16 protein-coding genes are annotated in these 18,627 nt (G+C 55.6%); 6 read left to right on the plus strand and 10 right to left on the minus strand.

Annotated elements, in window-relative coordinates:
• Window positions 1-94: 94 nt before the first annotated feature.
• Both ACYJL1_RS19195 and ACYJL1_RS19200 read right to left on the minus strand, forming a co-directional pair.
• Window positions 95-835, minus strand: a complete 741-nt coding sequence (locus ACYJL1_RS19195) for an aspartate/glutamate racemase family protein (RefSeq protein ID WP_460898525.1) — start codon at window positions 833-835, stop codon at window positions 95-97.
• A 19-nt stretch (window positions 836-854) separates the two neighbouring features.
• Window positions 855-1,484, minus strand: coding sequence for a flavin reductase family protein (locus ACYJL1_RS19200; protein ID WP_460898526.1), 630 nt, complete (start codon window positions 1,482-1,484; stop codon window positions 855-857).
• 127 nt (window positions 1,485-1,611) lie between these two features.
• Here ACYJL1_RS19200 and ACYJL1_RS19205 point away from each other — a divergent pair, with 127 nt between their 5' ends.
• Window positions 1,612-2,289: a GntR family transcriptional regulator gene (locus ACYJL1_RS19205; RefSeq protein WP_460898527.1), complete on the plus strand. Its 678-nt coding sequence runs from the start codon at window positions 1,612-1,614 to the stop codon at window positions 2,287-2,289.
• A gap of 10 nt (window positions 2,290-2,299) precedes the next feature.
• Here ACYJL1_RS19205 and ACYJL1_RS19210 read toward each other — a convergent pair whose 3' ends face one another.
• The 8 genes from ACYJL1_RS19210 to ACYJL1_RS19245 form a co-directional block, all read right to left on the minus strand.
• Window positions 2,300-3,295 (minus strand): ABC transporter ATP-binding protein, encoded by a 996-nt coding sequence (locus tag ACYJL1_RS19210; RefSeq protein ID WP_460898528.1) that lies wholly within the window; start codon window positions 3,293-3,295, stop codon window positions 2,300-2,302.
• Window positions 3,292-4,278: an ABC transporter ATP-binding protein gene (locus ACYJL1_RS19215; RefSeq protein ID WP_460898529.1), complete on the minus strand. Its 987-nt coding sequence runs from the start codon at window positions 4,276-4,278 to the stop codon at window positions 3,292-3,294. Before ACYJL1_RS19215 ends, ACYJL1_RS19210 begins: the two co-directional genes overlap by 4 nt.
• Window positions 4,271-5,764 carry an amidohydrolase family protein gene (locus ACYJL1_RS19220; protein WP_460898530.1) on the minus strand — a complete coding sequence of 498 codons (1,494 nt, stop codon included), beginning with the start codon at window positions 5,762-5,764 and terminating at the stop codon, window positions 4,271-4,273. The genes ACYJL1_RS19215 and ACYJL1_RS19220 overlap by 8 nt, the downstream gene beginning before the upstream one ends.
• Window positions 5,761-6,954, minus strand: a complete 1,194-nt coding sequence (locus ACYJL1_RS19225) for an amidohydrolase family protein (RefSeq protein WP_460898531.1) — start codon at window positions 6,952-6,954, stop codon at window positions 5,761-5,763. Before ACYJL1_RS19225 ends, ACYJL1_RS19220 begins: the two co-directional genes overlap by 4 nt.
• A 7-nt stretch (window positions 6,955-6,961) precedes the next feature.
• Window positions 6,962-7,921 (minus strand): ABC transporter permease, encoded by a 960-nt coding sequence (locus ACYJL1_RS19230; protein WP_460898532.1) that lies wholly within the window; start codon window positions 7,919-7,921, stop codon window positions 6,962-6,964.
• Between the two features lie 16 nt (window positions 7,922-7,937).
• A complete protein-coding gene (locus ACYJL1_RS19235; RefSeq protein WP_460898533.1) occupies window positions 7,938-8,906 on the minus strand; it encodes an ABC transporter permease in 969 nt (322 codons plus the stop codon).
• Window positions 8,907-8,958: 52 nt separating this feature from the next.
• Window positions 8,959-10,518: an ABC transporter substrate-binding protein gene (locus ACYJL1_RS19240; protein WP_460898534.1), complete on the minus strand. Its 1,560-nt coding sequence runs from the start codon at window positions 10,516-10,518 to the stop codon at window positions 8,959-8,961.
• Window positions 10,519-10,606: 88 nt separating this feature from the next.
• The gene (locus ACYJL1_RS19245) at window positions 10,607-12,175 is read right to left on the minus strand and encodes an ABC transporter substrate-binding protein (RefSeq protein WP_460898535.1); all 1,569 of its coding nucleotides are present in this window, start codon (window positions 12,173-12,175) and stop codon (window positions 10,607-10,609) included.
• A gap of 444 nt (window positions 12,176-12,619) precedes the next feature.
• Here ACYJL1_RS19245 and ACYJL1_RS19250 point away from each other — a divergent pair, with 444 nt between their 5' ends.
• The 5 genes from ACYJL1_RS19250 to ACYJL1_RS19270 all read left to right on the plus strand — a co-directional run bounded on the left by ACYJL1_RS19250 (window position 12,620) and on the right by ACYJL1_RS19270 (window position 18,599).
• Window positions 12,620-13,393, plus strand: coding sequence for a FadR/GntR family transcriptional regulator (locus ACYJL1_RS19250; protein ID WP_460898536.1), 774 nt, complete (start codon window positions 12,620-12,622; stop codon window positions 13,391-13,393).
• Window position 13,394: 1 nt separating this feature from the next.
• A complete protein-coding gene (locus tag ACYJL1_RS19255) occupies window positions 13,395-14,897 on the plus strand; it encodes an ABC transporter substrate-binding protein (RefSeq protein ID WP_460898537.1) in 1,503 nt (500 codons plus the stop codon).
• A 72-nt stretch (window positions 14,898-14,969) separates the two neighbouring features.
• Complete coding sequence (locus ACYJL1_RS19260; RefSeq protein WP_460898538.1) at window positions 14,970-15,917, plus strand: ABC transporter permease; 948 nt, start codon at window positions 14,970-14,972, stop codon at window positions 15,915-15,917.
• Entirely contained in the window at window positions 15,914-16,774 is an 861-nt protein-coding gene (locus tag ACYJL1_RS19265) for an ABC transporter permease (RefSeq protein ID WP_460898539.1), read from the plus strand. The genes ACYJL1_RS19260 and ACYJL1_RS19265 overlap by 4 nt, the downstream gene beginning before the upstream one ends.
• Before the next feature lie 28 nt (window positions 16,775-16,802).
• On the plus strand, window positions 16,803-18,599 hold the full coding sequence (locus ACYJL1_RS19270; RefSeq protein ID WP_460898540.1) for a gamma-glutamyltransferase family protein: 1,797 nt from the start codon (window positions 16,803-16,805) through the stop codon (window positions 18,597-18,599).
• The last annotated feature ends 28 nt before the right edge of the window (window positions 18,600-18,627 follow it).

The raw sequence follows: 18,627 nt of genomic DNA on the forward strand, positions 1-18,627 counted from the left end.
GGGCACCCTACAATTGACGCGGTCCGTTTTTGCGTAACAAGAAGGCCGGCAGCGAGACAAGGGTATACTGCGATCGATGCCAAGAAATGCCCGGTTACCTGTTTAAGGCCTGTTCGATGACCTTGACTTGCGACGGCGCCTTGACGCGGGGGAAGTCGTAGGCGTTCACCTTTGAGGTTGCATAGCCTGCTCCCACCAGCGCCTCGGCGAGTTTGACTGCAGCGGTAACACCGTCAATGACTGTCACACCGGTCGCAGCGCTTAGCCGCTCGCATAATGCGGACATGCCTGCACAACCAAGCACAATCGCTTCGGCGCGATCCTCCAGCTTCGCCTTATGAATTTGTATCATCAAAAGCCGCTCTGCTTCGGCAGGATCACTGTCCACTCCGAGCACGGGCAGATCGATCGCGCGAACATTGCGGCAATGACGATCCGCGCCGTAAGCGGACACCAGATCTTCAATGATAGGAATGGAGCGGGGCAAAGTTGTAATGACTGTGAACCTGCGGCTGATGGTCATTGCGACTTGTACAGCAGCCTGACAGATACCGATAACGGGACCGCGCGCTATTTCCCGCGCCGCATGCAGGCCCGGATCGTCAAAACACGCAATAACATAGGCGTCGACACCCAGTGCTTCACCTTTAAGAATCTCCGACAGCATGCTCGGAACCGCCATTGCCTCGTCAGTGCCACCTTCGATGCTGACTGGCGTATCCAGCGGGTTAACCGCAGTAATATGCGTGGTTGGATTGGCGACCCGCATTGCACTGTCAAGAACCTGAGCAGTCATCGAGGCTGTAGAGTTTGGATTAACAAGACAAATATGCATGATCGAGTCCTTCATCGCGTCAGCCGCGCCGGGATTTAATGAAATCGGAGATTGACGGGGGTTCGAGAACGAACTGTCGATCAGATGTAATATAGTTGTCAGCATGGAGGCGAGCGATAGGCTGATAGGCCTCAGGATTGACGTAACGCCCTTCGGCGTCGAGACAATCGCGGCGAACATGCATGTGAACGACCTCGCCCAGAATGAGCACCCGGCGCGGATATTCGATCAGGCGTTCCACGCGGCATTCCAGAGCACATGGCGCATTCGCCACATAATTGGCATCTATCTTGGCACACTTCGCCGCTTTCAGACCTGCCATTTCCAGTTCATCGATCTCGCTATCAAAGCCCAGACCGCAAACAAGCATTTGCCGGGCGATGGCCATGTCGACCATATTGATGACGAATTCACCCGTGCGCCGGATATTGACCATCGTGTCTTTTTCTTCACCGGATTGACGCGGTTGTACCCCGAGAACAACAATCGGCGGATCATGGGAGAAAACATTGAAAAAGCTCATGGGCGCCGCATTGCTGTGTCCAGCCTGCGAGCGGGTGGTCACAAGCGCAATGGGTCGCGGGCCGATAAAGTTGGTCAGGAGGCGATACCGGCTGTCCGGTTCCAACTTCGTAAAATCAAACTGCATTGCAACCTCCCGCATATTCTATTATCGTGTACAATTATTGGTAGTAATTGTCTACAATTATGCAGACAAAATAAGTTGACATTTTTCGTCTGATCGCGATTGTCTGTGTCGATTGGGAGACGCGCGAATGACTGAACAAACAGGGGTTTCTGCACAGGATATCGTTGAACGGATTTGGCTTTCCATTGCCGAACGGCGATTGCGGCCAGGCGTACAGCTTAAAGAAGGGCAACTTGCAGCCATTTTTGATGTCAGCCGCGCGCGCGTTCGCCAGGCTCTTGCCGGGCTGGAGCGCGACGGTCTTGTCACGATCATTCCCAATCGCGGCGCCTTTGTATGCCAGCCATCGGTAGAGGAAGCGCGCGACGTATTCTTTGTGCGGCGAGCTGTCGAGCGGTGCATCGTGGACCGGCTTTGCAAATCCATCTCCAAGGTAAATGTGACACGGCTACGAACCCACGTTGCCAAGGAAAGAACTGCCAACGCGCACAATATTACGACCGATATCATCAAACTGTCCGGCGGCTTTCACTTGCTGCTTGCCGAAGTCGCCGGTTCCGATTTCCTCTTTGCGACCATGCGCGATCTGATTTCCAGAAGCTCGTTGATCACTGCGGTCTACCGCAACACCAACCGCTTCAATTGCGGTCCGGACGAGCATGCGGAAATCGTTGAAGCGATTGCCAAAGGTGACCCCGCAACCGCGACAAGGCTCATGGAGCATCATCTGGAACATGTTGAAACCGAGCTTGATCTGAGCGAGATTCGCGACCAGCCCCATGACCTTCGCTCGGCACTGGCATAAACGATCTTTCTCATGCCGCTACATTGGCTGCTCGTTCATCAACCAGATGACAAGCGATGCGGGTGCCATTGTTCAACATGCGGACTTCCGGAATCTCCACTGAGCATCGCTTTGTTGCAATGGGGCAGCGGGGATGAAACGTGCAGCCTGATGGCGGTTTGAGCGGGCTGGGCACTTCTCCACTGGCGGGCGCTCGATTTCGGTTCGGGTTCTGCACATTCGGGATCGTCTGCAACAAAAGCTGGGTGTAAGGATGGCGCGGATCGGCAAAGAGCTTTTCCGTATCGCCCTCTTCCACGATCCGCCCGAGATACATCACAGCAATCCGGTCCGACATGTGCCGGACGACACTCATATCGTGACTGATGAACAGGTATGTCAGGCCGAGTTCGTCCTGCAGTTTCCGCATAAGGTTGAGAACCTGAGCCCGTACCGACACATCGAGCGCAGAGGTCGGTTCATCGCAAACAAGAAATTCCGGTTCGCTGGCGAGGGCACGCGCGATGGAAATCCGCTGGCGTTGCCCGCCGGAAAACTCATGCGGAAACTTTTCGCCATCCGAGATCGACAGGCCAACAGTCTGAAGCAGTTCCTCAACACGTTCTGCAATCTCGCCCCGTGTCTTAAGCAGTTTCAATTCACGTATTGGTTCGGCGACAATATTTTTGACGCGCCAGCGTGGATTGAGTGATGCATAGGGGTCCTGGAAAATCATCTGCACGGACAGCGGAGCCCCTTTTGCGCCTGGGGCAAAGCGCAGTTCGCCGCTGCTGGGCTTGTGCAGCCCCGTCACCAGGCGTGCTACTGTGGATTTGCCGCAACCACTTTCGCCGACAATGCTCAGACATCCACCGGACGGGACAGTAAAACTGATGTCGTTGACGGCATGGAGATATTGGCGCGGCTTCCGATCCAGGACACGGCTGAGCCAAGGCGCTGAAACATCGAATGTCTTGATAAGACGCTCGGCAGTGAAAGCCGGCATTCTTTGTTGAGTATCTGTCATGCGACTCCTCCCGCGTTAAGCCAACAGGCGCTGGCCCCGGCGCCGACCGGCATGAGTTCAGGCTGTTCGTGAACACAACGCGGCCCAGCAGATGTGCAGCGTGGATTAAACGCGCAGCCATCAGGAATGGCATCAAGCCGGGGCATCGAGCCATCGATCTGGTTGAGGCGCTCCACCCTGGCAGCGAGTGCTGGAATGGAAGCCATAAGACCCCTCGTATAGGGATGTTTTGATGCGTGCAGCACTTGTTCCACCGGACCGACCTCGATCAGTCTGCCGGCATACATGACAGCTACCCGATCCGCCGCTTCTGCAATGACGCCCATATCGTGGGTGACAAGCATAATCGCGGTTTGCTTTTCCTTGCACAGCCTGCGCAACAAAGAGATGATCTGTGCCTGAATGGAAACATCAAGCGCCGTTGTCGGCTCATCGGCGATGATCAGCCGGGGCGATGCAGCGAGCGCCAAGGCGATGACCACCCTTTGCCGCATGCCACCGGAAAACTGATGCGGATAATGATCGACGCGCTCGGAAGGTGACGGAATACCGACCTCACCCAGAAGCTCGATCGCCCGGGCTTTCGCCTGTGCCTTGTTCATATCCAGATGTTGGCGGATTGTTTCACTCAATTGCGCGCCAACGGTGAACAATGGGTTGAGCGAGGTCAGCGGATCCTGAAAGATCGCCCCGATCTTCCGTCCCCTGATCTTCTCCATCTCATAATCGTTGAGGGTATCGATCCGCCGTTGTTCAAGCCAGATTTCGCCGCCGCTGATATGACCGGGACGCTCCAGCAGCCCCAATATTGCCAGACCGGTCATCGACTTTCCTGCACCGGACTCGCCAACCACACCAAGGATTTCGCCGGCCCGGATATTCAGGCTGACATCCGAAAGCGCAGTAACAGTGCCGTGGCGACCGGGAAATTCCACCTTGAGGTTGCGTACGTCAAGAATGAGTTGGTTAGCTGCTTCACCCATTTGCGCTGCTCTCCATTGGATAGCTGGAAGGGAAGATTTCAGATAGCGGCGGGTGCGCCCAGCTTCGCTCGGGATACTTCCCGACAAGGCGGTCAAACTGTTCCTGCGCCTGTAGCTGGGCGGACTTCATGTCGATACCCGCAACCTTGCCGCCAAGCATTGAAAGCCGTCCGTCCACGAAAGTAGCGCGTGTCACCTTGCCAGATCCGCCTGTAACAAGCGTTGTGATCGGGTCAATTGCCGGTGTCATGATCACATCATCAAGGGCAAACACGGCAATATCCGCGCGCGCACCCGCCGATAGCTGGCCGATATCTGTTCTGCCTAATGCCTTTGCGCCGCCAAGGGTGGCCGCGTCGAAAAGATCCGCACAGCGCACACGGTCCGGCACGCCATCATTGATGCGGGAGGTGATCAAACCCGCCAAAAGGTTCATCAGCATATCCGCTGGCGCCGTGTCGGTGCCCATCGCGATATTGATGCCGCGGCTGCGACAGGCCGAGAAAGAATTGAGCGTGTTTCCACCTCGGGCCGATACCAGCGGACAGTGAACAATTGAAACACCGCTCTCGGCATAGAGGCGCAAATCTTCCAGGGTTGCGTTCGTCGCATGCGGCGCAATCAGCCGCTCGCTGAGCAGCTTGTGCTTGGCAAGCCAGGCGGGTGCAGTCATTGCGTGCAGCGCCCGCACCGTATCGACTTCCATTATGCCCTGCGCCATATGCAGGCGTATCTTGCAGCCGAGTTCCCGCGCGGCAGCGTCCGTGCGTTCCAGCAATCCGATTGTGCAGGTCTCCACCCGGTCCGGTGCCAGCATTCCCCTGACGAGATCATCATGACGCCCCGACTGATCCGCGATGAACCGGATTGCATCATCCAGACCGCGCAGACCGCGTTCTTCATCAAAGACGGGCACGATCTGGCCGGGACTTTCAAGCACCATTCCACCGGAACGATAGGCAGGGCTGAGATAGACGCGCAGACCCATCTCGCCTGCCGCATCTGCCGCCGCTTCGAATTCGGCAACTGTTTCGCCCCATTCGCGATAAAAAAGCGAGGCGATGGGAGCCGCCGTCGTTATGCCGTTCAAAAGCAATTGCCCGAAGGCAAACCGCTTCTGAAAGGCCAATTCCTCCGGCGTATACATTTCATAGGGACCGGCTTCGACATAAGAGCGCGGCCACACACGGCCTTTGGCCCAGCCGGGATGATTGTCGATGCCCAGAATAGTCGTATCCAAATCAGACAATGCATCCAGATCAATCAGGCCCGGACTGATCAACGCCTTGCCAAAATCAGCACGGCGCGCCACCTCGCCCGAAAAGTCGTGGCCAACGAACACCACTTGGCCGTCTTCAAACACAACTTCTCCCTTGCGGAAGAGGCGATGTGTTCCGTCGCGGTGTCCAAGCACCCAATCGGCAGTCAGCAATGTCCTGCCGCTGGATCTGACACCGAGTTGCAAATTCTCCGGATTGCCTGTCATGGCATTTCCATGATGGCTTGACCCGCGCGGGCTGTAACGCGCCCGCGTTTGATGACCAATGGGCGCGGCGCAACGTCGACAACGGCGTGGGCCAGCGTTTCGCCCGTCAGCAATGTCAGGTCCGCATTGCATCCGGCTTTCAGGCCATACCCTTCGATCCGCATGACATCGGCCCCACCCTGCGAGACAATGTGCAGGAGATGTTCCAGCTCGTGATCCTTCCGCATTCCGTTTTTCATGCCGATGATCTTGGCACGGTCAAGCATATCGGGCTGACCCCAGGGTCCCCAGGTATCCCGAATGCCATCGCATCCGCCACCAACTCGAATGCCCGCTTCCTTGAGCCTCATGACCGAGGGCACGGTCGCCGACGGTGCACCGGTCGTAAGGATTGCCACATCCAGAGCGGCAAGCTCCTCTATCAGTTTGCCCACGCGCAGATAATCATTCATGCCGAGCGCAAAAGCATGGCTTATCGCCACCTTCCCTTGCATGCCATTGGCACGAATGCGCTCGAAAATCAGCTCCATCGTGAAGGCGCCAAGATCGCCGGTTTCATGCAGGTGGATGTCGATCGGCCGCTGATGCTTGACTGCCAGTGCAAATATTGTGTCCAGCTGACCCTTCGGATCGCGGTCAATACCGCAAGGATCAATCCCGCCGAGAACCTCGCAGCCCTGTGCAAGCGCTTCATCAAGCAGTTCCTTGGTGCCGGGCATAACCATGAGGCCGGATTGCGGAAATGCGACAATCTCGATGTCGATAATATCGCGTAGTTTTTCGCGTGTTTCCCAAACGCCTTCCACGATGGAAAGTCCGTGCGTGGGATCAATATCGACATGGCTGCGTATATGCGTTGCACCGTGAGCCGCCAGTCCGATCGCATGACGCATGGATTGGCGATGCGGGTCAATTCCGATATCGCTGCGATGTTCCCGTTCAAAGTCGATACGCTCGCGCAGGATCGCGGCCCGATTGTTCACATGCCAGGGCATGCCCCATGTGGTCTTGTCGAGATGGGTATGGGCATCAATCAGCCCAGGAACCACGATGGCATTGCCACCGTCTTCCACCGGCATGCCGGGTTTGGGCTCAAAGCGACCGAAATCGGAAATCCTGCCACTCTCGATCAGAATATCGCAATTCTCGCCAGCCATGGGTCGCACATTGCGCAGCAGTAAGTCGGTCATAAATCATCTACCTCAATTTTGGATTCAGGGCGTCGCGCAACCAGTCGCCGATCAGATTAACTGCAACGACAAGCAGGCACAGCTGAAGCACCGGGAAGAGCACGATCCACCACGAACCGGAAAACAGGAACTGGTTGCCAATGCGGATCAGTGTGCCAAGCGATGGCTGGCTTGGCGGCATACCGATACCCAGAAAAGAGAGCGTCGCTTCCGTCAAAATAGCCATGCCGAAATTCAGGGTTGCGGCGACGAGGACAGGCGTCAGCGTATTTGGGAGAATATGTTTTGCCATGATCCGGCGGGCGGGAACTTTGATCAGCCGCGCCGCATGCACATAGTCCTTGCCGCATTCCACAATCGTCTGGGCGCGTACTGTTCTTGCATATTGGACCCACGCAGCCAGGGCGATAGCAAAGACCAGAACGGCTGAGGCGCCCATCTCACGAAAATTTGCCGGCAGCATCTGTCTCACCACCGTAGAAACCAGAATGGCAACAAGAATCGTGGGAATAGACAGCGTGATATCGCCAATGCGCATCAGAAGATTGTCAATGAACCCTTCAAAGTAACCGGCAACCAGTCCAGCGCTCATGCCGATCAGCAATGACAGCGCGACGGAGGCAATGCCGATAAAAATGGAAATGCGTGTCCCGTACAAAATCGCAGAAAGCATATCTCGGCCCTGCGTATCGGTTCCAAGCAGATAGGGCCATTCGCCACCTTCCTGCCAATAGGGCGGAAGTTCAGCTTTCCACATATCGAGTTGCGCGCCGTCATAAGGATTTTGCATGGCGATAAGCGGTGCAAAAACGGCCGTAAGGATGAGAATTGCCAAGATCACCGCACCGGCAATTGCAACCTTGCTATGCTTGAACGACCACCACAGGTCGCTATTACGCATACGCCGCAGCAGAGGTGGCCGTGCTGGTCTTGGCAGTTTGGGTGGCTTGGATACATCAACAGTCATTGATCCGGCCCTTGCTCTAGCGCGCACTGCGCAAGCGGGGATCAATCACTGCATAAGCAATATCCACCAGCATGTTCAGAACAACGAAAATGAAAGAAATAATGCACAGATATGCGGCCATGACCGGTATATCGATGAATGTCACCGCCTGGATAAACAACATGCCCATGCCCGGCCACTGGAATACCGTCTCGGTGATCAAGGCGAAAGCAATCAAAGAGCCGATATTCATGGCGGTCATCGTGACAACGGGCATCAGGCAGTTTCGCAATGCGTGGCGGAAATAGATCCGCCAGCGCGGAATACCCCTCGCCCGCGCAAACTTCACAAAGTCAGAGCGAAGCACTTCCAGCATTTCGGCACGCACCAGCCGCATGATGAGCGTGATTTGATAAAGCGACAACGCGATTGATGGCAGGATAAGCGCCAAACGCCCCGATGAAGTCAAAAACCCTGTCGACCACCAGCCAAGCTTGACCACATCACCGCGCCCGAAAGCGGGCAGCCAGCCCATGCTGACGGAAAAGACCAGGATAAGCAGAATACCGACAACAAAACTGGGCAATGATACACCGACGATTGACAGAAACTGCAATCCTTCAGTGTACCATTTACCACGCTTGATTGCTGTCAGCACGCCAAGCGGGATTCCCAGCACGAGGGAGATCAGCGTTGCCACCAGCACAAGCTCAAGCGTTGCTGGAAAACGGTCGGCAATCAGTGTCAGGACATCCTGTCCATTGCGGTAGGAAATCCCGAAATTTCCCTGTGCCGCATTGACGACGAAGCGAACATATTGCGTTGGCAAACCATCATTGAGACCAAGCCGCTCGCGCAGCTCGTTCCGGTCTGCCTGCGTCATCTGTTCGTTCGCCATCAACTCCACCGGGTCACCGGCGAGCCGGAAAATCAGGAAGGCCAGCATGGCTACTGCGAGCATAACCAGAATTGCGTTTCCCAAACGCCTCACAATAAAAACCAGCATGTAGCGCTCCTAAGTCTGTCGGCCTCGCCGCTGACGAAGCCGACCGCCAAACCTATTTGGCGATATGTGTCAGCCAATGACGGGGCTTGTTGTCCGCCAGCTGGACGATGCGATCAATATTGTCCGTCATGACCCAAGCCATGGGCTGCTGATGGAGAGGAAGCATTATGATCTCGTCCTTGACCATTTGCAGGGCCTTGGTCTGAAGTTCCAGCCGCTTGTTCCTGTCCATTTGCGTCGATGCCTGAACAATAAGCTTGTCTATTTCAGGATAAGTCCATCCACCCCAATTGAAGACCCCGGCATTGTCCGTCTTGGTCTGGATCATCTGGAGCAGGATGGAATAGCTGTCGAGCATTGGCTCATTGGCCCAGCCGATCAGATAGACGTCCGCCTTGCCATTTGCGCGCTTTGGCGTTTGTGCGGCCGCTGGCGCAATATCGAGCTGGGGTTTGAAACCGCCACGGCTGAGCATGTTGATCATACCCTGGCACAGTTCTTCCTCATTGACATAAGCATCAGTGGTGCAGACGAACGTGAAAGGCAGGTCTGTCGCACCGGCTTCTGCCAGAAGCTTTTTGGATAGTTCCGGATCGAACGCCACCGGCTTGTCAAGCGCTTCGGTATAGCCTGGAATCTCCGGCGCGATGATCGCCCCGGCGGTTCGCGACTTGCCCCGCATGACGCGCTTCTGGATCAATTGCGGATCAAGCGCATGCGCGAATGCCTGCCGCACGCGTAGATCGTTGAACTTGTTTTCAGCGCCGTTATCGAGTTTTTCCTTGCGGTTGAACCCGATCATCACGGTGCGCAGATCGGTACGCTCCATGACCTTGAGGCCGGGCTGGGCCGCGAGACGAGGTATGTCCTGCGACGGCGCATTGTCGGTGAAATTTATCTCTTCTGACAGCAATGCCGCTACCCGGGTTGCCGCCGACACGATGGGCGTAAACTCGATGCGGTCAACATTGCTTTCGGACTTGTCCCACCACTGCGCATTCTTCACCAAAATGGTCTTGCTGTCAGGCACCCGGCTCTCGACAATGAAAGGGCCGGTGCCATTGGCATGATAAGTCGCATAACCTTCAAGCTTTGCACCTACATCGGTCGGCTTCAGCGAATTGTTTTCGGTCAGCCATGTCTCGTCAAAGACGTGAATATTGGTAAGGTCGTTAAGGAGCAGCGGGTAAGGTCCAGTCAACTCGATATCAATCGTGTAATCATCAACAACCTTGGCCGATTTATAAGCTGGCAGATTGCCGCGCAGGGGCGATGTCTGATCGCTGACACGCGTGAGTGAAGCCAGTACATCTGCGGATGTAAAGTCGGCGCCATTATGGAATTTGACACCCTGACGCAGGTGGAATCGCCAGATAGAGTCCGAGACAACTTCCCATGAGGTTGCCAGGGCAGGCTCGATCTGCAATTTCGCGTCATATCTGACGAGGCCTTCATAAACATGGTTCAGGAAGGCAATGGTATAGCTATCCCCGTAGGAATAGGGATCGAGCGAGTAGATATCACGGGGCGCGCCCCATTTGAGAGTTTCGGCATGGGCGGGTAAAATGAGACCCAATGCCACTGTGGCCGCAAGGCCTAGTCGCTTAAACATTTTGGTTGTGCTCCGCTTCTGGACGTTGGTCGCCTCCTTGAACGGAGGTCTTTCCTTGGTTATCTGATAGCGCTCAAGGCGCTACCGATCATTCGGTCATGCGCGTCAGCCAATGCCGTGGCTTGTTATCAGCCCGGATGACGACACTCTCGATCTTGTTGTTGGTGACCCATGCCATGGGCTGCTGATGCAGCGGGATCATGATTGCCTCATCCTTGGCAAGCTTCAGCGCCGCGGTTTCAATGGCCAACCGCTTTTCGCGATCCTGCTCTTTGGCCGCGTCTTTCACCATTTTGTCGAGTTCGGGATAGGACCAGCCGCCGTAATTGGCCACGCCATCAGCACCATTGCGGGTGGACAGCACCTGAACCAGAATCGAATAGGCATCAAGTGTAGGTTCATTTGCCCAGCCGACCATATAGACATCGGACTTGCCGCTTGAGCGCTTGGGCGTCTGCACCGCACGCGGCCCAATATCAAGCGTCGGCTTGAAGCCGGCCCGGCTCAGCATGTTGACAACACCTGAGCAAACGTCCTCCTCGTTTACACTTTCGTCGTTCATGCAAAGATAGGTAAAGGCGAGATCAGTCTGCCCGGCTTCAGCAAGCAGCTTGCGCGACAGTTCCGGATCATACTTTGCTGGCTCATCAAGTTTGGCGTCATAACCGGGTATTTCAGGCGCAACCAATGCCCCGGCTGGATGCGCCAGTCCGCGCATCACCTTCTTGTTGATCAGGTTCCGATCAATCGCGTGGTCAAATGCCTGCCGGACCCGCAAATCATTGAAAGGGTTTTCCCGGCCATCAGCCAGCCTTTCCTTGCGGTTGAATGCGATGGAAATCGTGCGCAAGTCCGAACGCTTGTCGACTTTTATGCCCTGCGTTGCTTCAAGGCGGCTAATGTCTTGAATAGGTGCCGCATCGACGAGATCAACTTCGCCGGACAGGAGAGCGGCAACACGCGTTGCCGCCGATGTAATTGGGGTAAATTCAATACGGTCGAGATTATGCTTCTTCTCGTCCCACCAGCCTTCATTCACGACAAGTGTCGTCTTGCTGTCCGGCACACGGCTTTCCAGCTTGAAGGGCCCGGTTCCATTGGCGTGATAGGTTGTATAACCCTCAACCTGAGCACCGACATCGGTGGGTTGTTCGCTCTTGTTATCGACGAGCCATTGCGCATCGAACATGAAGATATTTGTCATATCATTGAGAAACAGCGGCGATGGCGCTGAAACCTCGATATCGACCGTGTACTGATCGACCTTCTTCGAGCCGACATAAAGCGGAATATTCCCTCGCAAGGGAGAAGACGGGGCGCTGACCCGCTTCAGAGAAGCGATGACGTCGTCGGCATCAAAATCTGATCCATCGTGAAACTTTACGCCTTGGCGCAGCTTGAAGCGCCAATATTTATTGTCCATCAGCTCCCACTCTGTGGCCAATGCCGGCACAACTTCAAATTCCGGCGTGTAGCGCACCAGGCCTTCGTAAATGTGATTGAGAAAAGCGAGATTTGAGGTCGAGCCGTAGGAGTATGGGTCAACGGAGAATATATCCCGCTGCCCCGCCCATTTAAGCGTCGCCGCCTCTGCGGACGCTCCAAACAACAGAATTGATGTCATTGCCACCAGGGCGGATTTTCGCATTCTCATCATCAATGTTTCCCTCTTCCGCGAGTGCCTTTTGCAAGCTTGACCGCGCTTTTATTGACAGCATAGGGCCATAAGGATTTCTCTTTGTCAACGATATTGTCGACAATTTTACGTAGGATTGGCACCAATTTCAGCAAAGAGGTTGTCGCCTCTGAAAGCAGGACGCGGCGAACCTTCGAGGCAAAGGCCTCAGGTCGCCAAGCAACGTGTTGGGAGCAGGATAATTCCGATCCAACAATCTGGCATATGAAACCGTCCTTGCGGGCTGTTAATAAAGTGAACCATAAAAGAAATTGGTTGCGTCATGCTTTGTTGTTAATTACGCTCAATAATGTGCGAAACTACGCTTGGCTTCAAAAATCTTCCCCTAAACTTTTGTTTTAGCGCCAAGCTCTATCTCTCACATAGTGAACCATTGCCAATATTGATCCGCTTTCTAGGGTTTCCATGTCCATTCGTGCCAAACCTGCTGCAAATTCCGGGCACGCTCTTGAGCGGCTGCGCACACTGTTGAGCTCTGTTCCATTGGGTGGGGAACTCCGCCTCCCCCCTGAGCGGGAATTGGCTGAGGAAATCGGCGTCGGGCGGCGTGCTCTTCGCCGGGCGCTCGAAGTTCTGGAAGATGAAGGCCTCATATGGCGTCAGCAAGGGAAAGGAACCTTTGCCGGTTCACAACAGGTCTCAAGCACGCTCCGCGTCAGCAATCTGGCAGAATTCACCAATCCGCTTGAAGTGATGGAGGTGCGCATTGAAATCGAGCCGGTGCTTGCTCGCATGGCTGCCACCAAGGCCACACCCGTTCTGATCCAACAACTGGAAAGATTGGCGTCCAAGGCAAAGGATGCGACAGACATTGATTCCTGGGAGCTTTGGGACGGGGCTTTTCATCGCAAGATCGCAGAGTCGGCCGGTAATCAGCTTTTTATCCTTTTCATGGGCATGATTGACCAGATCCGCCAAAACGATGCCTGGCGCCACTTTCGTGAACGGACGCGGTCCTCTGGTCGCACCACGCTTTCTGTAGAGCAGCACGACGCCGTGATCGAAGCTATTCGCCGTTTCGATCCCGCCGAGGCAGAAGCTGCCATGCGCAGGCATCTGGTTTCCATTCGCAGCGCGGTGATCGAAGCCATGCAGCTTACAGACAGTGTGCCGCCAGTTTGGGACTCAGCGCCCGATGATGAAATCAGCAGTAAAAAAGTTCAACTAAAGAGGGAATAAAATGAACTGCATAAAGAAACTCCTTTTAACCGCCGCCATTGTTGGTTCGGCCTCCGCGGCCTTTGCCGCTGACCTGCGCATAGGTCTGCAGGACGATGCGGATGTTCTGGATCCGCATCGCGCCAGAACTTTCGTCGGACGCATCGTCTTCACCTCCCTGTGCGACAAGCTTTTTGACATCAATGAAAAGCTCGAAATCCAGCCGCAACTGGCCAGGGAATGGTCATGGTCGGAAGATGGCAAGGCGCTTACCGTCAAACTGCGCGACAACGGCAAATTTCATGACGGCACGACGATTGACGCTGCTGCGGTGAAGGCCAATCTGGAGCGCGCCAAGACATTGCCGGAATCGCTGCGCAAGAGCGAAGTTGCCTCGATCGATTCCGTAGAGGTTGTTGATGCAACGACGCTCGTGATCAAGCTGGTCAAGCCCGACGCATCACTCTTGTCGCAGCTCTCGGATCGTGCTGGCATGATCCTGTCACCCAAAGCTTTCGAGGGTGGCGACTTTGGCGAAAACCCTGTCTGTTCCGGACCGTATAAATTTGTCGAGCGTATCCAGAACGACCGCATCGTTCTGGAAAAATTCCCGGATTATTGGGATGCAGAGAACTTCAACTACGACAAGCTTACCTTCATTCCGATCTCGGATTCGACAGTGCGTCTGGCAAATCTGCGCTCGGGCGATCTTGATCTCATTGAGCGTATCGCCCCCTCGGATATTGAAGCTGTGAAGGGCGATTCCAATCTGGCATTCTATCCAGTTACCGGAACCGGCTATCAGGCTTTGACCTTCAACATGAAGAAGGGCGACAAGGATACATTTCCGATCGGGCATGACAAACGCATCCGTCAGGCGTTTGAACTGTCCATCGACCGCAACGTCATTAATGATGTCGTTGGCCAAGGCATCTTCCAGCCTGCCTACCAGCCGTTTCCACCAACCAGCTTTGCTTATGACAAGAAGTTCGAAAGCCGCCAGCGTGATGTCGCCAAGGCCAAGGCGCTATTGGCCGAAGCTGGCCATGAGCGCGTCAAACTCGAAATCGCCTTTGGCAACAATACCGCTTCCCAGCAAATCTATGAGCTGATCCAGGCAATGTCCGCCGAGGCCGGTTTTGACATCTCGCTGCGCCCGACAGAGTTTGCCGCGCTGCAATCGGCGCTGAAGGATGGGTCCTTTGAAGCGGGCCAGAGCGGTTGGTCAGGCCGTGCCGATCCGGATGGCAATATTCACCCATTTGTCAGCTGCAAGGGCAATCTCAACGACGCGCATTTTTGCAGTGAAAAGGCCGATGCCCTGCTTGAAGAGGCCCGCAGCCTGACAGATCCGGCCAAGCGGAAGGCTCTTTATGATCAGGTTCAGGAAATTACCCAGGACGAACTGCCCATCGTCTATCTCTACTATCAGCCATGGCCATTTGCAGCGCGGGCCAATGTGAAGGGTTTCACTGCTTATCCCGATGGCATGATCCGCCTCAAAGGCGTTTCGTCCGAGGGCTGATTTTCGTGGTGGGGAGTGGCCAATCCGTGGCGCTCCCTTGCCCTTCCGTTTCCAGCTTTAAAGTGTTTCCCCATGATCGAGATTGTTTTCAGACGATGCATCGTCGTCCTGCCCACGCTGCTTCTCGTTTCCATTATCGTATTCGGTATGCAGAAACTTCTTCCCGGCGATCCAATTCTCACCATGGCTGGCGAGGACCGCGATCCGCAGACCATTGCCTATCTACAGGAGAAGTATCATCTCAATGATCCGATCCCGGTTCAGTATTTCGCCTGGCTCGGACAAATTTTGCGGGGCGATCTGGGCATCTCGCTGCGTACCGAGCAGCCAGTCCTCAGCCTGATTGCGCAGAAGCTGCCGGTCACCATCCAGCTGGCGGCGTTCGCCATGGTCATAGCCTTTATCATCGGCGTGCCCGCCGGCATTATTTCTGCCATACGCAAAGGCACGGCCACGGATTACGCAATCAATGTCGTGGCCTTGTCCGGTCTTTCGATTCCCAATTTCTGGCTTGGTCTTATGCTCATTCTGCTGGTCTCGGTGCAATGGCAATTGCTCCCCGCCTCCGGCTACACCTCCCCGCTTGAAGATCTCGGCCAGAACCTGCGCACGATGATAATGCCCGCTTTCGTTCTGGGAACGGGACTGGCGGGCGTTCTGATGCGCCACACCAGATCAGCCATGCTCGGCGTGCTGCGCTCCGATTATGTGCGAACAGCCCGCGCCAAGGGCTTGAATGAAAAGACCGTAATTCTGCGCCATGCGCTGAAAAATGCGTTGGTTCCGATCATCACGCTCTCGACGCTGCTGTTTGGCGAATTGCTCGCCGGTGCTGTCCTGACCGAACAGATATTTACCATTCCCGGCTTTGGCAAATTGATCGTCGATGCCGTATTCACCCGTGATTATGCCGTGGTGCAGGGTGTGGTGCTTTGCACCGCCGTCGGATTCATCCTGATGAACCTCCTCGCCGACATTCTCTATATCGTCGTCAATCCACGCCTGAGAGATGCCACATGAGTGCCGTCACCTCCGTTCGCCATAGTCCTTTCGGCCGCCAATTATCTAAATTCACACGCAACAAGGCGGCCGTTGCCGGGGCTATCATTGTCGGTGTCTTCGTCGTGCTCGCGGTCTTTGCTCCCTTGATTGCGCCCTATGATCCTTTTCAGACGAGTTTCACCACGATACGCAAGCCGCCTTCTGCCCAATTCTGGCTAGGAACGGATGAGCTGGGGCGCGATATTTTCTCGCGTATGATCTATGGCGCTCGCGCATCCTTGATGGCGGGCGGCGTATCCGTGGTGATTGCCGTCATCGTCGGCGTGCCATTTGGCCTGCTTGCGGGATATTTCGGTGGCTGGATTGATGGTATCATTTCGCGTCTGGTCGATGCAATGCTGGCCATTCCCTTCCTCATTTTCGCAATTTCGCTCGCGGCATTTCTGGGTGCCAGCCTGACCAATGCGATGATCGCCATTGGCCTGTCAGCCGCGCCGATCTTTGCCCGCCTCACAAGAGGACAGGTTCTCTCGGTCAAGGCGGAAGAGTATGTCGAGGCAGCACAGGTCATTGGCCTGCGGCACCCGCGCATTATCCTGCGCTACATCCTGCCGAACTCAATTCCTCCGGTCATTGTACAGGCTACGCTGACGATAGCCGCGGCCATCATCGCAGAGGCCAGCCTGTCTTTCCTCGGACTTGGCCAACAACCACCCAACCCTTCCTGGGGTTCCATGCTGAACACCGCCAAGAATTTCATCTCGCAGGCGCCCTGGATGTCGCTGTGGCCGGGGGCCGCGATCTTCCTCGCCGTTTTGGGTTTCAACCTTCTTGGCGATGGCCTGCGCGACGCAATCGACCCGCGTGAATACTAAACATCCATACGTAGCAGGAATGACAAATATGTTTACAACGAGACCGGAAATTTTGGGCACCTTTGGTGTTGTGACCTCCACGCACTGGCTCGCGTCAGCTGCCGGTATGGCCATGCTGGAACGCGGCGGCAATGCCTTCGATGCTGCGGTCGCCGCTGGCTTTGTGCTGCAGATTGTAGAGCCGCATCTAGTCGGGCCTTCGGGCGAAGTGCCGATCATTCTCTATTCGGCCCGGACACAAAAGACCGAAGTCCTGTGCGGACAAGGCGTTACCCCGCAAGCCGCAACCATCGACGCTTACAAGGCGCTGGATCTTGATCTCGTCCCCGGTTCCGGGCTTCTGGCCGCCGTTGTGCCCGGCGCGTTTGACGCATGGATGGTTCTTCTGCGTGATCACGGCTCCATGAAGCTGCGGGATGTGATGGAACCTGCGATCCATTATGCTCGGCACGGGCATCCGCTGCTGCCGCGTGTTGCCAATACGATCAAGGACAATGCGGAATTCTTTGCCAAGGAGTGGCCAACATCGGCGGCGACCTGGCTGCCCGGCGGCAAGGCTCCGGAAGCGAAAAAACTGTTTTGCAATCCTGTCCTTGCCGATAGCTATCAGCGCATTGTCGATGAGGCGGAGGCAGCAGGCGGCAATCGCGAAGCGATGATCGAAAAGGCACGCGATGCCTTTTATCGTGGCTTTGTGGCAGAAGCGATTGACCGTTTCTGCCGCCAGACCGAAGCCATGGACACCAGCGGGCGTCGCCATAAGGGCCTCTTGACCGGCGACGACATGGCGCGTTGGAGCGCAACATATGAAACCCCTCTGACCTATGACTATCATGGCTGGACTGTTGCCAAGACAGGGCCTTGGGGACAAGGACCGGTATTCCTGCAAACATTGGCGCTCCTCAAAAAGCTTGATATCGCTGCCATGAAGCCGGACAGCGCCGAGTTCATACACACTGTAACGGAAGCCATGAAACTCGCCTTCGCTGACCGTGAGGTTTATTACGGCGATCCGGATTTTGTTGATGTTCCGATGGAAGCGCTGCTGTCTGACGCTTATAGCGATCAGCGACGTGCGCTCATCACAAACGAAGCATCGATAGAGTTACGGCCCGGCACGATTCCGGGTTTTGAGACACAGCTCAAGACGGCAATGTCGCAGGTGCGTTATGCCGGTGCCAGCGGCGATATTGGACCGGGCGCAGGTGAGCCGACCATGGCGCATTTGCGCACTGAAAAGCGTGGCGACACGGTTCATATCGACGTCATCGACAAATGGGGCAACATGGTCTCCGCCACGCCATCGGGCGGATGGCTGCAATCATCGCCGATCATTCCCGAGCTTGGCTTTGCGCTCAACACGCGCGCGCAAATGTTCTGGCTGGAACCGGGACTTCCAGCCAGCATGGCGCCGCTCAAGCGCCCGCGCACAACATTGACCCCTTCGCTGGCTCACTATGAAGGAAAGCCGCGTCTGGTTTTCGGAACGCCGGGCGGCGATCAGCAGGACCAGTGGCAACTGGCGATGTTCCTGCGCCGGGTCCATCATGGTCTCAACTTGCAGGAAAGCATTGACCTGCCTTTGTTCCACACCATGCATTTCCCCTCCTCCTTCTATCCGCGAGAGGCGATCCCGGGTCGCCTCGTCGTCGAAGAGAGCTTTGGCCGTGAAACCATCGATGCGCTCAAGGCACGCGGCCATGATGTTGAGATCGTTCCGCAATGGTCAGTCGGTCGGTTGACCGCCGCCGAGCGGGAACCGGATGGCATTTTGCGGGCAGCCGCTACGCCGCGCCTTATGCAGGCCTACGCAATCGGACGTTGAGGATTTACCGCCCGGCCATCGCAACCGG

The sequence above is a fragment of the Phyllobacterium sp. K27 genome, from assembly GCF_054796155.1.

Excerpts from the sequence above, each read along its gene's own strand:
- ACYJL1_RS19195 (WP_460898525.1), bottom strand. The coding sequence starts at position 835 with ATGCATATTTGTCTTGTTAATCCAAACTCTACAGCCTCGATGACTGCT.
- ACYJL1_RS19200 (WP_460898526.1), bottom strand. The coding sequence starts at position 1,484 with ATGCAGTTTGATTTTACGAAGTTGGAACCGGACAGCCGGTATCGCCTC.
- ACYJL1_RS19205 (WP_460898527.1), top strand. The coding sequence starts at position 1,612 with ATGACTGAACAAACAGGGGTTTCTGCACAGGATATCGTTGAACGGATT.
- ACYJL1_RS19210 (WP_460898528.1), bottom strand. The coding sequence starts at position 3,295 with ATGACAGATACTCAACAAAGAATGCCGGCTTTCACTGCCGAGCGTCTT.
- ACYJL1_RS19215 (WP_460898529.1), bottom strand. The coding sequence starts at position 4,278 with ATGGGTGAAGCAGCTAACCAACTCATTCTTGACGTACGCAACCTCAAG.
- ACYJL1_RS19220 (WP_460898530.1), bottom strand. The coding sequence starts at position 5,764 with ATGACAGGCAATCCGGAGAATTTGCAACTCGGTGTCAGATCCAGCGGC.
- ACYJL1_RS19225 (WP_460898531.1), bottom strand. The coding sequence starts at position 6,954 with ATGACCGACTTACTGCTGCGCAATGTGCGACCCATGGCTGGCGAGAAT.
- ACYJL1_RS19230 (WP_460898532.1), bottom strand. The coding sequence starts at position 7,921 with ATGACTGTTGATGTATCCAAGCCACCCAAACTGCCAAGACCAGCACGG.
- ACYJL1_RS19235 (WP_460898533.1), bottom strand. The coding sequence starts at position 8,906 with ATGCTGGTTTTTATTGTGAGGCGTTTGGGAAACGCAATTCTGGTTATG.
- ACYJL1_RS19240 (WP_460898534.1), bottom strand. The coding sequence starts at position 10,518 with ATGTTTAAGCGACTAGGCCTTGCGGCCACAGTGGCATTGGGTCTCATT.
- ACYJL1_RS19245 (WP_460898535.1), bottom strand. The coding sequence starts at position 12,175 with ATGATGAGAATGCGAAAATCCGCCCTGGTGGCAATGACATCAATTCTG.
- ACYJL1_RS19250 (WP_460898536.1), top strand. The coding sequence starts at position 12,620 with ATGTCCATTCGTGCCAAACCTGCTGCAAATTCCGGGCACGCTCTTGAG.
- ACYJL1_RS19255 (WP_460898537.1), top strand. The coding sequence starts at position 13,395 with ATGAACTGCATAAAGAAACTCCTTTTAACCGCCGCCATTGTTGGTTCG.
- ACYJL1_RS19260 (WP_460898538.1), top strand. The coding sequence starts at position 14,970 with ATGATCGAGATTGTTTTCAGACGATGCATCGTCGTCCTGCCCACGCTG.
- ACYJL1_RS19265 (WP_460898539.1), top strand. The coding sequence starts at position 15,914 with ATGAGTGCCGTCACCTCCGTTCGCCATAGTCCTTTCGGCCGCCAATTA.
- ACYJL1_RS19270 (WP_460898540.1), top strand. The coding sequence starts at position 16,803 with ATGTTTACAACGAGACCGGAAATTTTGGGCACCTTTGGTGTTGTGACC.